At 70.7% G+C, this 14396-nt stretch carries 12 protein-coding genes; 7 read left to right on the top strand and 5 right to left on the bottom strand.

All coding sequences use genetic code 11. The annotated features are described in order from the left end of the window. Positions 1 to 11 precede the first annotated feature (11 nt). Both ACK41C_RS03265 and ACK41C_RS03260 read right to left on the bottom strand, forming a co-directional pair. A complete protein-coding gene (locus tag ACK41C_RS03265) occupies positions 12 to 1664 on the bottom strand; it encodes a M28 family metallopeptidase (RefSeq protein ID WP_409650441.1) in 1653 nt (550 codons plus the stop codon). Between the two features lie 57 nt (positions 1665 to 1721). After that, on the bottom strand, positions 1722 to 2513 hold the full coding sequence (locus tag ACK41C_RS03260; protein ID WP_409650439.1) for a TetR/AcrR family transcriptional regulator: 792 nt from the start codon (positions 2511 to 2513) through the stop codon (positions 1722 to 1724). 276 nt (positions 2514 to 2789) lie between these two features. Between ACK41C_RS03260 and ACK41C_RS03255 the strand changes: the two genes are divergently transcribed. The 4 genes from ACK41C_RS03255 to ACK41C_RS03240 all read left to right on the top strand — a co-directional run bounded on the left by ACK41C_RS03255 (position 2790) and on the right by ACK41C_RS03240 (position 9427). Further along, a complete protein-coding gene (locus tag ACK41C_RS03255) occupies positions 2790 to 4214 on the top strand; it encodes an efflux transporter outer membrane subunit (RefSeq protein WP_409650437.1) in 1425 nt (474 codons plus the stop codon). Between the two features lie 13 nt (positions 4215 to 4227). After that, the gene (locus ACK41C_RS03250; RefSeq protein WP_409653886.1) at positions 4228 to 5355 is read left to right on the top strand and encodes an efflux RND transporter periplasmic adaptor subunit; all 1128 of its coding nucleotides are present in this window, start codon (positions 4228 to 4230) and stop codon (positions 5353 to 5355) included. Continuing rightward, positions 5352 to 8492, top strand: a complete 3141-nt coding sequence (locus ACK41C_RS03245) for an efflux RND transporter permease subunit (protein WP_409650435.1) — start codon at positions 5352 to 5354, stop codon at positions 8490 to 8492. The genes ACK41C_RS03250 and ACK41C_RS03245 overlap by 4 nt, the downstream gene beginning before the upstream one ends. Positions 8493 to 8572: 80 nt before the next feature. After that, positions 8573 to 9427 (top strand): hypothetical protein, encoded by an 855-nt coding sequence (locus ACK41C_RS03240; RefSeq protein ID WP_409650433.1) that lies wholly within the window; start codon positions 8573 to 8575, stop codon positions 9425 to 9427. Between the two features lie 9 nt (positions 9428 to 9436). On the opposite strand, the gene ACK41C_RS03235 is transcribed toward ACK41C_RS03240, so the two are convergent. Genes ACK41C_RS03235 through ACK41C_RS03225 form a run of 3 tightly spaced genes read right to left on the bottom strand, consistent with a single transcriptional unit; the run spans position 9437 to position 11320 of the window. Continuing rightward, the gene (locus ACK41C_RS03235; RefSeq protein ID WP_409650431.1) at positions 9437 to 9919 is read right to left on the bottom strand and encodes an N-acetyltransferase family protein; all 483 of its coding nucleotides are present in this window, start codon (positions 9917 to 9919) and stop codon (positions 9437 to 9439) included. Positions 9920 to 9923: 4 nt separating this feature from the next. Further along, positions 9924 to 10904: a threonine/serine dehydratase gene (locus ACK41C_RS03230; RefSeq protein ID WP_409650429.1), complete on the bottom strand. Its 981-nt coding sequence runs from the start codon at positions 10902 to 10904 to the stop codon at positions 9924 to 9926. Then, the gene (locus ACK41C_RS03225) at positions 10901 to 11320 is read right to left on the bottom strand and encodes a VOC family protein (protein ID WP_409650427.1); all 420 of its coding nucleotides are present in this window, start codon (positions 11318 to 11320) and stop codon (positions 10901 to 10903) included. Before ACK41C_RS03225 ends, ACK41C_RS03230 begins: the two co-directional genes overlap by 4 nt. A gap of 99 nt (positions 11321 to 11419) precedes the next feature. Between ACK41C_RS03225 and ACK41C_RS03220 the strand changes: the two genes are divergently transcribed. From ACK41C_RS03220 to ACK41C_RS03210, 3 genes are all read left to right on the top strand, one after another. After that, the gene (locus ACK41C_RS03220; RefSeq protein WP_409650426.1) at positions 11420 to 12022 is read left to right on the top strand and encodes an acyloxyacyl hydrolase; all 603 of its coding nucleotides are present in this window, start codon (positions 11420 to 11422) and stop codon (positions 12020 to 12022) included. A gap of 144 nt (positions 12023 to 12166) precedes the next feature. Further along, positions 12167 to 13453 carry an adenylosuccinate synthase gene (locus ACK41C_RS03215; RefSeq protein WP_409650424.1) on the top strand — a complete coding sequence of 429 codons (1287 nt, stop codon included), beginning with the start codon at positions 12167 to 12169 and terminating at the stop codon, positions 13451 to 13453. 66 nt (positions 13454 to 13519) lie between these two features. Continuing rightward, complete coding sequence (locus tag ACK41C_RS03210; RefSeq protein ID WP_409650423.1) at positions 13520 to 14332, top strand: two-component system response regulator; 813 nt, start codon at positions 13520 to 13522, stop codon at positions 14330 to 14332. Positions 14333 to 14396: the final 64 nt, after the last annotated feature.

Here is a 14396-nt window from a genome sequence, read left to right as displayed (position 1 = left end):
GCCGCCTCCTCCTATTTCCGCTGCGCCGCGGTTTCGTCCCGCGTCGCCTTGAACTCCGAACCGGCCTTCCACTCCGGCCAGACGGCGGAATTGGCCAGCCGGCGGCCGAGCTCCAGCATCAATTCGCCGTCCTGGGCCATGCCGTCGAGGTTCCAGTCGGGGCCGAACTCGTCGGCCGGCTGATGATAGCGCTCGGCGGTGTAGGCCCGCGCCCAGGCGTCGCCGGCCTCACGGCCGCCGTTCACCAGATCCCGTCCCGAACCGAACGAGATCGCCGGCACGCCGCGCTTGGCGAAGGGGAAGTGGTCGGAGCGGAAGAAGGAGCCGGCTTCCGGACGCGGGTCCGGCGTATAGGCGCGGCCCTTTTCGGCGCCGACGGCGATCAGCATGTCCTGCAGGGTCGAGGCCGCATCGCCCGAACTGGTGAAGTCCCGCGCCGGCCCCGCCGCCGACAGGGCGTCCATGTTGATGTTGGCCACCGTCTTGCCCAGCGGATAGAGCGGATTGGCGGCGTAGTACTCCGAGCCCAGCAGGCCCCGCTCCTCGGCCGTCACCGCCAGGAACACGATGGAGCGATCCGGCCGCGGCCCGGCGGCGAGCGCCCGGCCGATCTCGATCATGGTTCCGATGCCGTCGGCGTTGTCGATGGCGCCGTTATAGATGCGGTCGCCGCGGGCGTCGGGCTGCCCCACGCCCAGATGGTCCCAATGCGAGGTGTAGACGATGGTCTCGTCCGGCCGCTTGGCCCCGGGAATCAGGCCGACGACGTTCTTCGAAACGATCTTCTCGGCGGCGACGGCGAAGTCGGTGGAGAAGGTGGCGTCCAGCTGCACCGGACGGAAGTCGCGGGTCTGGGCCTGCTTCTTGAGAGCTTCGAAATCGTGGCCGGAGGCGGCGATCAGCGCCGCGGCCACGTCGCGCTGAACCCAGCCCTCGATCGGCGCGTGGGCCTCGCCCGGATTGGCGCGGATGATGTCGAAGATGGTGTTGGTGTTGGAGTTCTTCACCGTCGCCCAACCATAGGAGGCCGGCGCGGTCTCGTGGATCACCAGGAACCCCAGCGCGCCCTGGCGGGCGGCTTCCTCGTACTTGTAGGTCCAGCGGCCGTAATAGGTCATGGCGCGTCCGCCGAAGTCGCCTTCGCCGGTTTCGAAATCCGGGTCGTTGACCAGGACGAGGCCGATCTTGCCCTTCAGGTCGACCCCCTTGAAGTCGTCCCAGTTCCGCTCCGGCGCATGCACGCCGTAGCCGAGGAAGACGATGGGGGCGTCCTTCACGCTCACACGGTCGACGCCGGTCTGGGCCGCGCGGATGGCAACCTCTTCGCCTTGCGTCCAGGCCTGGGTCTGGCCGCGGGACTTCACCGCCACCGAGATGGGGCCGGAGATCTCGAACTTGGCCAGCGGCACGTCCTGGGTCCAGGCGCGCGCGCCGTCCTTCAGGTCGCCGCCGGGCTGCAGGCCGGCGGCGCGGAATTGTTCGGAGATATAGGCGACGGTCTTGACCTCGCCCTCGGTGGCCGGGGCGCGGCCCTCGAATTCGTCGGAAGCCAGGACCTGTACGTGGCTGGCGATCCGGGCGGGGTCGATTTCCGCGGACTGGGCGGGATATGCGGGAAGAATCAGCGCCGCAGCGCAGGCGGCGCGAAGCAGGAACGACTTCATCGGCACTCTCGAAAGCGAAAATTTGGCCGCGACCCTAATGCGCCGCTTATCGAAGGGCTAGCCGGCTTTCGACGAGGGCGGCGGCGCGCCCGTCCGGCTGTTCACGAAGGCCTCCACCCCGTCCAGCACCCGCTGCAGGCCGAACTCGAAGTTCATCGCAGGGTCGGCGATGGTCTTGTAGGCTTCCCCGACCGAGTGCCCGACCCGCGAGGCGAGGGGAAAGCGGCCGGGCGTCAGAACCTGCTCGAGCCAGGGTTCCTGGGCCAGCCACCACTGTTCGTCGCTCAGGCCGGTGCGCTGGCGCACCTGAACCGCCTCCACGGCCTGGCGCACGGCGCCCTGGACATAGTTCATGATCAGCACGCCCACCTGGTCCATCTCCAGGTCGGTGAGGCCGAGCCCCTCGAGGATGCGCAGCAGCGCCTCGTACTTGCCGAGCAGGTTGGGCCCCAACGGCGGCCGATGCAGGCCGACCTGCAGGATCCAGGGGTGACGGTGGCACCGCTCCCAGTCCTGCCGGGCCATGAATTCCAGCTTGGCGCGCCAGCCGCCCGGCGCCTCCGACGGATCGGCGCCCTCGCCCAGGACCCGGTCCAGCATCACGTCGATCAGTTCGGCCTTGGAGGGGGCGTAGGTGTAGAGCGACATGGTCGAAACGCCCACGGTCTGGGCCACGCGGCGCATGGAGAGGGCCTCCAGACCCTCGGCGTCGGCGACAGCGATAGCCGCCTGCACGATCTCGTCCACCGACAGGCGCGGCTTGGGGCCCCGCTTTCCGGGCGCCTGGGCGCCCCAGAGCAGCTCCATGCTGCGCCGCGGGTCGCCGCTGCCTGTGAACTCCTTCGACATGACAAATTCTTCACATAGCCAAAAACGCTTTACAACGTACGAAGTATCGTTATGGGAACTCCGTACGCCATACGCAGATGTGGCGCCGGGGACGGATCAGGACCAGGGCGGTGAGACGTCGCAGCCACGGCGAGGCTTTTTTCCACTTCGCCCCTCCCGTTGCTGTTGCGGCGCACTAAACTTTAAGACGGCCGGTACATTCGGCCCGTATCGCGCCTCCCCCATGGGCCGGTCTGTCCGGCCGGCGAAATGCGGGCCCAGAGACGAAACGTGATCATGCGCTCCGCACCCCTCGCAGCCGCCATGGCCTGTCTGGCGCTCGCCGCCTGCTCGACGCGGCCCGTCGATACGCAGCTGCCCCTGGCCTACGAGGTTCCCCAAGGCGCGTCAGCGGCTGGCGCCGTCGCGCTCGACACCTGGTGGACGGTTTTCGAAGATCCCGAGCTCACCGGCCTGGTCGAAACGGCGCTCGCCCGCAGCCCGGATGCGCGCAGCGCCGCCGCGCGCCTGCAGGAGGCCCGCGCCACCCGCCAGGGCGCCCTTTTGAACTTTCTGCCCCAGGGCAACGCCGTCGGCGCCGCTTCCCGCACCGAAAGCAAGCTCCTCGAAGGCACGGCGGTGAATATCCCCGGCTTCTCGCAAACCGGGACCAGCGAGACGCGAGCGGCTAATTTCGACGTCACCTGGGAGATCGACCTCTTCGGCCGCATCTTCGCCGCCCGCCGCGCGGCCAACGCCGAAATGGCTGCGGCGCGGCTCGACTACGAGGCGGTCCGCGCCAGCCTCGCGGCGAACGTGGCCGACGCCTATTTCCAGATCCGCGGCCTGGCCATCCAGCTTGAGGACGCGCAGGAGACGGTCCGCATCCAGCGCAGCCTCTCCGAGGTGGCCCAGCGGCGCGCCGACCTGGGGTTGGGCACGAGTTCCGACGTGGACCGGGTGGCCGGCGACCTCGCCCAGGCCGAAGCGCAGGCGGCGGCCCTGGAGGCCGAGCTGCAGGCCCAGCGGCGGGTGCTGCTGATCCTCGTGGGGCGTGGGATCGAGCCCACCGCCAACCTGCCGGTCTCCACCGAGGTGGGGGCGATTCCGGCGGTTCCGGAGACCATCCCCGGCGAGCTGCTGGCGCGCCGACCCGACGTGCGCCAGGCCGAGGCCATGCTGGTTTCGGCGCTCGGGCGGCTGGACTACGCCAAGCTCGCCTTCTTCCCCACCTTCCGCCTGACGCCAGGGATCGGGATCACCGAATCCGAACAGCCGGGCTTTTCCTCGACGATCCAGAGCTGGACCATCGGCGGGAACGTCACCGTGCCGGTGCTCGACGTTCCGCGCCTGCTGACGGAGCTGAAGGCCCAGAACGCGCGCACCGAGCAGGCGGCCATCGCCTATGAGAAGGCGGTCCAGACCGCCTATGGCGAGGCGGAGAACGCGCTCGTGCAACTGGCCGCCGACCGCCGACGGGTGGATCTGCTCGACGCCGGCGAGAGCCAGGCTCGCCGGGCTTTCGAGGCCTCGCAGCGGGGCTACGCCGCCGGCCTCACCGACCTGCAGACCGCGCTGGGGGCCGAACAGTCCTGGCGCGCGGTCCGCTCGCAGGAGACCGCCGCGAGGGTCCAGGCCCTGCGCCGCGCGGTCCAGACCTACAAGGCGCTCGGCGGCGGCTGGCCCGCCCCGGCGATCCCCACCAACAAAGAGGCTCGCTGACGTGACGAGACCCATGCGCAACTTCGTCCTGGCCGCGGCGCTCGCCGGCGTCGCCCTCGCCGGCTGCGGCGGCAAGGAAGCCCCGCAGACCGATCCCGCCGCCCAGGCCCGCAGCGTCCGCGTCATCCGGGTCGGGCCGCAGCAGATCGCCGGCGCCCTCGGCGCCTCGGGCGGGCTCGTCCCACGCGAGGAGGCCGCCGTGACGCCGGAGGTCACCGGCTATCGCGTCGCCCGGGTGCTGGTGGAGGAGGGCGCCTATGTCCGCGCCGGCCAGCCGCTCGCCGAGCTCGATGGGGCCTTGATCGCCGCCCAGCTCGACCAGCAGCGGGCGCTGGCCGCCCAGGCCCAGGTCCAGGCCGATCAGGCCGAGCGCGAGGCCGCCCGCGTGGCCGGCCTCGACGGCCAGGGCGTGCTCTCCCAGGAACAGATCGATCAGCGCCGCTTCCAGGCCCGCGCCGCTCGCGCGACGGCCGAGGCGCAGGCCGCCGCCTTGCGCGACATCCAGACCCGCGCCCGCAAGCTCTCGGTCACCGCGCCTGTGGCCGGCCTAGTGCTGGAACGTGCGGTACGCCCCGGCGATCTTGCGGCCGGTGGCGCCACGCCGTGGTTCCGGATCGCCCGCGGCGGCGAGATCGAGCTGCTCGCCGAGCTGTCGGAAGACGATCTCGCCCGCGTGCGGCCCGGCCAGAGGGCGACCGTGACCCTGCCCTCGGGAACCGCGGTGGATGGCCAGGTGCGGCTCGTCTCGCCGCAGGTGGACACCCAGACCCGGCTGGGAACCGTGCGCGTGCGCCTGCCGGTGCGCAGCGACATCCGCGCCGGCGGCTTCGCCCGGGCGGTGTTCGACGACGCCCAGGCCCAGGCGCTGGCCGTGCCGGAGACGGCGATTCGCTACGACGCCGACGGCGCCAGCGTGATGGTGGTGAGCCAGGACAACCGCGTCCGCCGGGTGGCCGTCACCACCGGCGCCCGCGGCGGCGGCATGGTGGCGCTCGTCAAGGGCCCGCCTGCGGGCTCCCTGGTGGTGCAGAACGCTGCGGCCTTCCTGCTCGACGGCGACCTCGTCCGTCCGGTGGAGGCCGCCGCAGCCGCCCCGGCGCCCAAGGCGGCCGCGGCCGCCGAGAAAGGCCAGGCCCGATGAGCTTCACCCCTCACGCCCCCGGCGGCGAGAGCGGCGGCCTGCGGATCTCCGCCTGGGCGATCCGCAATCCCGTCCCCGTCGCGGTCCTGTTCATCGCCCTCGTGCTGGCCGGCATGGTCGCCTATGGCGGCCTCGCGGTGAAGCAGTACCCGAACGTGCAGTTCCCGATGGTGTCGGTCACCGTCACCCAGAGCGGGGCCGCGCCCGGCGAGATCGAGACCCAGATCACCCGCCCTGTGGAGGACGCCATCGCCGGCATCTCCGGCGTGCGGAACATCTATTCGACCGTCACCCAGGGCGTCTCCTCGACCCAGATCGAGTTCGAGCTGGGCGAGGACCTGCAGAAGAAGACCGACGACGTCCGTTCCAAGATCGACCAGGCGCGGGCGAGTCTGCCTCGCGAGATCGACGAGCCGACCGTCGCCCGGATCGAGTTGGACAGTCTGCCGATCCTGACCTACGCCATCGAGGCGCCGGCCATGTCCGACGCCGAGCTCTCCTGGTTCGCCGACGACACGGTCTCGCGCGCCCTGCAGGGCGAGAAGGGCGTCTCCCAGACAGCTCGGGTCGGCGGCACGACCCGCGAGATCAATGTGCTGGTCGATCCCGACCGAATGGCCGCTCGCGGCTTGACCGCCGCTCAGGTGAACAACGCCCTGCGCGGCTTCGACCTCGACGCGCCGGGCGGCCGGGTGGCCGTCGGCGGGCGCGAGCAGACCCTGCGGGTGCTGGGCTCGGTGGACACCATCGAGGCCCTGCGCCAGCTCACCATCCCCACCGGAACGGGCGGCTATGTGCGCCTGACCGACATCGCCGATATCGGCGACGGCTCGGCCGAGGCCCGCGGTTTCGCCCGCTTCAACGGCCGCCCTGTGGTCGGCTTCCAGGTGATGAAGACCCGCGATTCCTCCGACGTCGCCGTGGAGGACGCCGTGGTCGCCGCCCTGGAGCGGCTGGAGCAGCAGCACAAGGGCGTGAAGTTCACCCGCATCTTCTCCACCGTGGACGAGACCCGCGCCAGCTTCCGCGCCACCCAGCACGTACTGCTGGAAGGCATGCTGCTGGCCGCGCTGGTGGTGTTCCTGTTCCTGCGCGACTGGCGCGCCACCCTGATTGCGGCGGTGGCCATGCCGGTGTCGCTGATTCCCACCTTCTTCATCATGAACCTGATGGGCTTCTCGCTGAACGTGGTGACGCTGCTGGCGCTCACCCTGGTCATCGGGATCCTGGTCGACGACGCCATCGTGGAGGTGGAGAACATCGAAAAGCGGGTGGCCCAGGGCGTGCGCCCCTACCAGGCCGCCCTCGACGGCGCGGACGCCATCGGCCTGGCTGTGGTGGCCACCACCTTCGCCATCGTGGTGGTGTTCACGCCGGTCTCCTTCATGAAGGGCATGGCCGGCCAGTTCTTCCGGGAGTTCGGCCTGACCGTCTCGGTGGCGGTGCTGTTCTCGCTGGTGGTGGCGCGCCTGCTCACGCCCCTGATGGCCGCCTACCTTTTGAAGCCGGCCAGCAAGCCGCACCCGCGCAAGCCTTTCAAAGGCCTCTATCGCAACACTCTGGAATGGGCGCTCGACCACCGGATCGTGGCCTCGCTGATCGGCAGCGTCATCTTCGTCGGTTCGCTGCTGCTGGTGCCGCTGCTGCCGCAAGGCTTCCAGCCGGCGGGCGACCCCGACTACCTCTATGTCAGCGTCCAGGGCCCGCCGGGCGCAACCACCGCCGACATGGAAGACACCGGTCGGCGGATCGACGAGCTGTTCCGCAAGCAGCCGGAGGTGACCGGCGTCTTCACCCAGATCGGCTCCACGGTGGCGACCTTCGGCCCCGGCAGCACCGGAGGCGGCGGCGGCGACCTGCGCGAGGGCACGGTCACCATCCTGCTGGACCCCAAACGCAAGTCCAGCGGGGAGGCCATAAAAGCGCGCCTGCGCGACGACCTGCGCGCCATTCCCGACGCCCGGGTCAGCTTCCTCGATTTCCAGGGCGCGGCCGGTATCCAGACCATTCTCGCCTCCGAGGATCCGGAGGCGCTGCAGAACGCCGCGCGGGAACTTGAGCGCCAGATGCGCACCCTGACGGTGATCGCCGATCCTCGGCCCTCGACCCCGCCGGTGGGGCCGGAGCTGATCGTCCGCCCTCGGGCCGACGAGGCGGCGCGGCTGGGGGTCTCCTCCGAAACCATCGCCCAGGTCGCCCGCGTCGCGACCGTGGGCGACATCGACGCCAATGTCGCCAAGATGACCGTGGGCGAGCGGCGCATCCCGATCCGCATCCGCCTGCCGGCCGACGCCCGCGCCGACCTGGAACGCATCCGCGCCCTGCGCATCCCGACCGCCTCGGGCGGGGTGACCACGCTGGACGCCGTCGCCGACGTGGAGTTCCAGGCGGGGCCCGCCCGCATCGAGCGGCTGAACCGCAAGCGCCAGCTGACGGTGCAGGCCGAACTGAACGGCGTGGAGCTGGGCGAGGCCAACCAAGCCGTCCAGAACCTGCCGATCATGAAGAACCTGCCGCCCGGGGTGGCCCCGGCCGAGACCGGCGAGCTGGAGGCGATGCAGGAGCTGTTCGGCTCCTTCGGCATGGCGATCTTCGCCGGGGTCTCGATGATCTTCGGCGTGCTGGTGCTGCTGTTCCGCTCGTTCTTCAAGCCGGTGGTGATCCTCTCGGCCCTGCCGCTCGCGGTGGGCGGGGCGTTCCTCGGCCTCTTGATCTTCAACCTCTCGCTTTCGATCCCCTCGCTGATCGGCTTCCTGATGCTGCTGGGCCTGGCGGCGAAGAACTCGATCCTCCTGGTGGAGTACGCCATCGAACGCGAGCGTGAAGGCATGGGCCAGCGAGAGGCGCTGCTGGAGGCGTGCCGCGAGCGGGCTCGCCCCATCGTCATGACCACCATGGCCATGGCGGCCGGCATGCTGCCCACCGCGCTGGCGCTGGAAAAGGGCGCGGAATTCCGCCAGCCGATGGCGGTGGCGGTGATCGGCGGCCTCATCACCTCGACGCTGCTGTCGCTGGTGCTGGTGCCGGTGGTCTACGAGTTCGTGGACGATTTCGAGAACTGGCTGAAGCCCAAGCTCGCCAAGCTGGTCACCCCGCGTGAGGCTCCCGGCCAGGCGGTTCCGGAGGATCGGCTCTAGCGCGATGGGACGGAGAAAGCCCTTGACGCTCTCGCCTGGAGAGTGAACGTAAAGAGAACATATCGGCTCCGACGCCCGCCATGCCCGATCTCGCCCGCGCCCGGGACTTCATCTACGCCGTCGCCCGGCTGATCGACCGGCTGTGGTTCGCGCAAGTCTTCGAGGGTGCGGCGGCGGAGCCGGTTCTCGCTGCGCTCGCCGCCTATCAGAACCCCGACGGCGGTTTCGGCCACGGGCTGGAGCCGGATACGCGCACTCCGGCCTCCCAGCCGCTGAACGTGGAGGTGGCGCTGCAGTACATGGCCGACGTCGGCGCGGCCGAGGCCGGCATGGTGCGCCGCGCCTGTGATTTCCTTGACCGGGCGAGCGCGCCTGGCGGCGGAGTTCCAACCCTGCTGCCGGGCTTCGAAGCCCACGCCCACGCCGCCCATTGGCGCGGCTACGCCCGGGCGCCGGACCTGGTTCCCAACGCCGGCCTCGTCGGCCTCCTTTACCGTCTGGACATCGAGCATCCCTGGCGCGAGCGCACGGCCGAATGGATATGGCCGCGGCTGAAGGCGGAGGATCTCGGGGCTCACGACATCCTCTCCGCCGCTCTTTTCCTGGAGCACGCGCCCGACCGCCCGCGGGCGCAGGCCGCCGCCGCGCGCCTCGCGGCCAAGCTGCCCTCGGCCGCCTGGTTCAAGCCCGACGCCTCGGCGGAGGGTTACGGCCTGACGCCGCTCTGGTTCGCGCCCATGCCGGACAGTTTCTGCCGCCCCAGGTTCGAAGACGCCGCGATCGCGCGCGACCTCGATCATCTGGCCGCGGCCCAGCAGGCCGACGGCGGCTGGCCGCTCAGCTGGGATCCGCCCGGCCCCGCCGCGGCGCTCGAATGGCGCGGCGTCCAGACGATCAAGGCGCTGCGGACCCTGCGGGCCTACGGGCGGGTCTGAGCGCGTGTCCTACAACGCTCGGTACATGACCAGGGCGTCGACATAGCCCTGCGTCGGATGCCGGAACGCGCCGGGCAGGCGGCCGACGGTCTCGAAGCCGAGCCGGGTCCAGAGCGCCACGGCTGGCCCGTTGGTGGCGACGACGAAGTTGAACTGCATGGCGCGGAAGCCCCGTGCGCGGGCCTCGGAGAGACTGTGTTCGCACATGGCCCTGGCCACGCCCCGGCCCCGCGCCGCCTCGCCGGTCATGTAGCCGCAATTGGCCACGTGATCGCCGCCGCCGGCCTGGTTGGCGCGCAGATAGTAGGTCCCCAGGACCTGGCCTTCGGCTTCGGCCACGAAGGCGGCGTGGCCGGGCGCCAGCCAGTAGGCGCGGGCCGCCGCCTCGTTCATGTCGCGCGGCAGGGCGTAGGTTTCGCCCGCGCGGATCACCGGCTCCAGGATCGACCAGATCGCCGGCCAGTCGCCGTCCTCCGCTGGGCGGATGCGCATGGCCTCAGATCTCGCCGCGGATCGCGCTGGCGAAGAGGTCGGGATCGACATTTCCGCCCGAGAGCACCAGCCCCGCCGTGCGGTCGCCGTAGGTCGGGATTTTGCCGGCCAGCAGGGCGGCCAGCGCCGCCGCGCCGCCCGGCTCCACCACCAGCTTCAAGGTGGAAAAGGCGTAGCGCATGGCCTCGGCCACCTCCGCGTCGGTGACCAGCGCCACCTCCGCGACGGTCCTCAGGAGCACTGGGAAGGTGAGCTCGCCCGGAAACGGCGATTCCAGGGCGTCGCAGAGCGAGCGGCCGGTCGGCTTGATCGTCTGGCGCTCACCGGCCTGAAGCGAGCGCAGGGTGTCGTCGAAGCCCGCAGGCTCGACCCCGATGACGGCGGTGTCGGGAGACAGGGCTTTCACCGCGGTGGCGACGCCGGCCAGCAGTCCGCCGCCGCCGATCGGGGCGGCCACGACGTCGAAGACGGCGCCCAGCGCCTTGGCCTGACGCATCATTTCCAGCCCGGCCGTGCCCTGGCCGGCCATGATGTGCGGATCGTCGAAGGCGGGCACGATTACGCTGCCGCGTTGGGCGGCGATCTCCGCGGCGATGGCCTCCCGGCTTTCGGTGAGGCGGTCGTAGAAGCGCACCTCGGCTCCGTAGCCCCGGGTCGCCGCCACCTTCACCTGCGGCGCATCGGCCGGCATCACGATCAGCGCCGGGATTCCGAGCAGCCGAGCCGCCAGCGCCACGCCCTGGGCGTGGTTGCCCGAGGAGAAGGCCACCACGCCTCGCGCCCGTTCGTCCGGCGAAAGCTGGACGAGGCGATTGTAGGCGCCGCGGAACTTGAAGGCGCCGGCGCGCTGCAGCGTTTCGGCCTTGATCAGCACCCGGCCGCCCCAGCGCTCGTTCAGGGCCGGGCTCTCGATCAGCGGCGTCTCGACGGCCTGGCCGGCGAGGCGCGCGGCGGCGGCCTCGATGTCGGCTAGCCCGATCGTCACCGGGCGAACACCATCGAATCGTCGGCGAAGGCCTTGAACTCCAGCGCATTTCCGGAGGGGTCGAGGAAGAACATGGTCGCCTGTTCGCCCGGCTCGCCCTGAAAGCGGATCTGCGGCTCGATGACGAACCTAACCTTCGCCGCCTCCAGCTTCTGAACCATGGCCTGCCATTCCGGCAGGGTCAGGATGACGCCGAAGTGGCGCACCGGCACCTGTTCGCCGTCCACGGCGCTGGTGCTGGGATGGCCCACCTCCTCCGGCGCAAGGTGGGCGACGATCTGGTGGCCATAGAAGTCGAAATCGACCCAGTCGGCGGCCGAGCGACCCTCCGGGCAGCCCAGCAGGCCGCCATAGAAGGCGCGCGCTTCGGCGAGGTCGCGGACGGGGAAGGCGAGGTGGAAGCGGGGGCGTGTCATGCCTCCTCCATAGCGCGGCGCGCGGCCGGTTGCGATGGGCGCCTTTCGCGAGCGCGCTCCGGCGCCTAAGTGTGGCGCGGGACGGGGAGGGATTCTTCGATGCGGGCTGGATCGGCGGGCGTCGCGGCGGCCCTCGCCCTGGCGGGCGCGGCGCCGGCGCAGGGCGCGGAATTCCTGCTGGGGGCGTTCGCCCACGACGCCACCTTCCTGGGCGAGGGCTTCGGCGTCGGCGCCGCCGGCCGCGAGGAAGGCGTCGATCTGCATCTGGGCGTACGCAGCGCGAGGATCGAGGCGCTCGACTGGTTGGGCCGCCCTCAGGCCCACGCCTTCGTGTCGGTCAACAGCGAGGCGACCTCCAACTTCGTCGCGGCCGGGCTTTCCTGGCCGATGGCGCTCGGCGACCGCTTCTACCTGCGGCCGGGCCTGGGGCTCGCCTATACGGACGGCGAGGCCGACCTGCCGCCCGTCAACGCGCCAGGCCTCACGCCGGCCGAGCGGGAGCGGCGCCTGAGGCTCTACCGCACACGGATCGACTTCGGCTCGCAGGTCCTCCTCCAGCCGGAGATCTCGCTGGGCTACCGGCTGGGCGAGCGCTGGGCGGTCGAGCTGTCCTGGGTCCACATCTCCAACGGCCAGATCTTCGACAGCGGCAAGAACCAGGGCTTGGACGACGCGGGCGTCCGGTTGATCTACTCCTTCTGACTTGACGCCGAAGGGCGCGGCTGGTCTATGCGCGCCGACCCGGCGGCCGCTGCGCCCGGCCGGGGACAATCGATCAAAATCCACGCGCCGAGGGCCTGTCGAAGGGCGTCGTGGATCCGCGCGGCAGGCGGAGAGATCGTATCCATGGCCAATGTGACCGTGATCGGGGCCCAGTGGGGCGACGAGGGCAAGGGCAAGCTGGTCGACTGGCTGTCCAACCGCGCCGACATGGTGGTGCGCTTCCAGGGCGGCCACAATGCCGGCCACACCCTGGTGGTGGGCAACCAGACCTACAAGCTCTCGCTGCTGCCGTCGGGCGTGGTCCAGGGCAAGCCGAGCGTGATCGGCAACGGCGTGGTGGTCGATCCCTGGCACCTCCTGGAGGAGATCGCCAAGATCGGGGCGCAGGGAATCGAGATCACGCCGGACCTCCTGACGCTCGCTGACAACGCCGCCCTGATCCTGCCCCTGCACCGCGACCTCGATCAGGCGCGGGAGGCCGCCGCGGTCAACAAGATCGGCACCACCGGGCGCGGCATCGGCCCGGCCTATGAGGACAAGGTCGGCCGCCGGGCGATCCGGGTGGGCGACCTGGCCGACCGCGAGGCCCTGGAGGCCAAGATCGACCGCCTGCTCGCCCACCACACGCCGCTGCGGCGCGGGCTTGGCCTGCCGGAGTATGACGGGGCGGAGCTGCTGCGGGCGCTGGAGGAGATCGCGCCCAAGATCCTGCCGTTCGCCAAGCCGGCCTGGCTCTCCGTCAACGAGGCGGTGAAGTCCGGCAAGCGGGTGCTGTTCGAAGGCGCGCAAGGCGCCCTGCTGGACGTCGACCACGGCACCTATCCTTACGTGACGTCGTCCAACACCGTGGCCGGCCAGGCGGCGGCCGGGTCGGGGCTGGGCCCGAAAGGGCCGGGCTTCGTGCTGGGGATCGTCAAGGCCTACACCACCCGGGTGGGCGAGGGGCCGTTCCCGACCGAACTGTTCGACGCAGTGGGCCAGCACCTGGGCACCGTGGGCAAGGAGTTCGGCGTCGTCACCGGCCGCGCCCGCCGCTGCGGCTGGTTCGATGCGGTGCTGGTGCGCCAGTCGGTGATGCTGAACGGCATCGACGGAATCGCGCTCACCAAGCTCGACGTGCTGGACGGGCTGGAGACCCTGAAGATCTGCATCGGCTACGAGGTGGACGGCCAGCGCTTCGACTACCTGCCGGCCGGGCTGAAGGCCCAGAGCGCCATCGTCCCGATCTACGAAGAGATCGAGGGCTGGGCCGAGAGCACCCAGGGCGCCCGCTCCTGGCGCGATCTGCCGGCCGCGGCGGTGAAATACGTGCGCCGTGTCGAGGAGCTCATCGGCGCCCAGGTGGCTCTACTCTCCACCAGCCCGCAGCGCGACGACACCATCCTGATGCGCGACCCGTTCCAGGACTGACCCGCGTCAAGCCGATCTTAAGCCGCGTCAGCCAGACTGGAGTTTCGAAGGGAGCCTGCCCCGGCCGTGTTCAACGAGGAATACAAGCTGATCCAGCGCATGACGCCGCTCGTGCGCAAGGTGCTGATCGTGGACCCATCCTCGGCCAGCGCCCGGCTGCTGGGCGACCTGCTGCGCAACATCTCCCGCCCCCAGGTCTGGAACGCCAACACGACCCGGCGCGGTCTGGAGACCGCCCGCCAGGTCAATCCGCAGCTGATCTTCGTGGAGCTCTCCGGCGACGACGTGGACGGGGTGGAGTTCAGCCGCCAGCTGCGCCGGTCCGACATGGCCTGCCGCCAGGCGCCGGTGATCATGGTGACCGCCACGGCCACCGCCGGCGCGATTCTGGCCGCCCGCGACGCAGGCGTGCACGAATTCCTTCGCAAGCCTTACACCGCCAAGGACCTGCTGCGCCGGCTGGAGGCCGTCACCCTGCGCCCGCGCGACTGGATCGAGGCGGTGCACTATGTCGGCCCTGATCGGCGCCGGTTCAATTCCGGAGACTATTCCGGCCCGCTGAAGCGCCGTTCCGACGCGGCGACCAGCGAAGGCGACCGCATCGTCCAGGCCCTGAAGATCCTGAAGTCCGCCGTCGCCGCCTGGGAGAGCGATCCGGCCCAGGCCCTGCGCTCCATGCTGGCCCAGGCGGCCGAGCTGGAGCGGGCCGCCGTAGCCGTGGCCGACCCCAAGCTCGCCGCCGCGGCGATGGAGTTCCAGCAGATGCTGGCGGGCGTCGCGGCCGCCGGTCCCGCGGCGGGCGCCCAGATCGCCGGGCGAGCCGCCCGCCTGCTCGCCTTCCTGCCCAAGGACGAGGGGGCGAGGGAGAGCGCGGCCTGAATCCCGTCGCGCTTTTGCTCCATATCTGCGCCGCCTTCGGCGGGCGCGCCCCGAACCCGGCGGC

Source organism: Phenylobacterium sp. (assembly GCF_046290725.1).
In the GTDB taxonomy this organism is placed as follows: Bacteria; Pseudomonadota; Alphaproteobacteria; order Caulobacterales; family Caulobacteraceae; genus Phenylobacterium.
The sequence above is the reverse complement of the archived record's forward strand: the minus strand, read 5'-3'. Positions and strand labels throughout refer to the sequence as shown.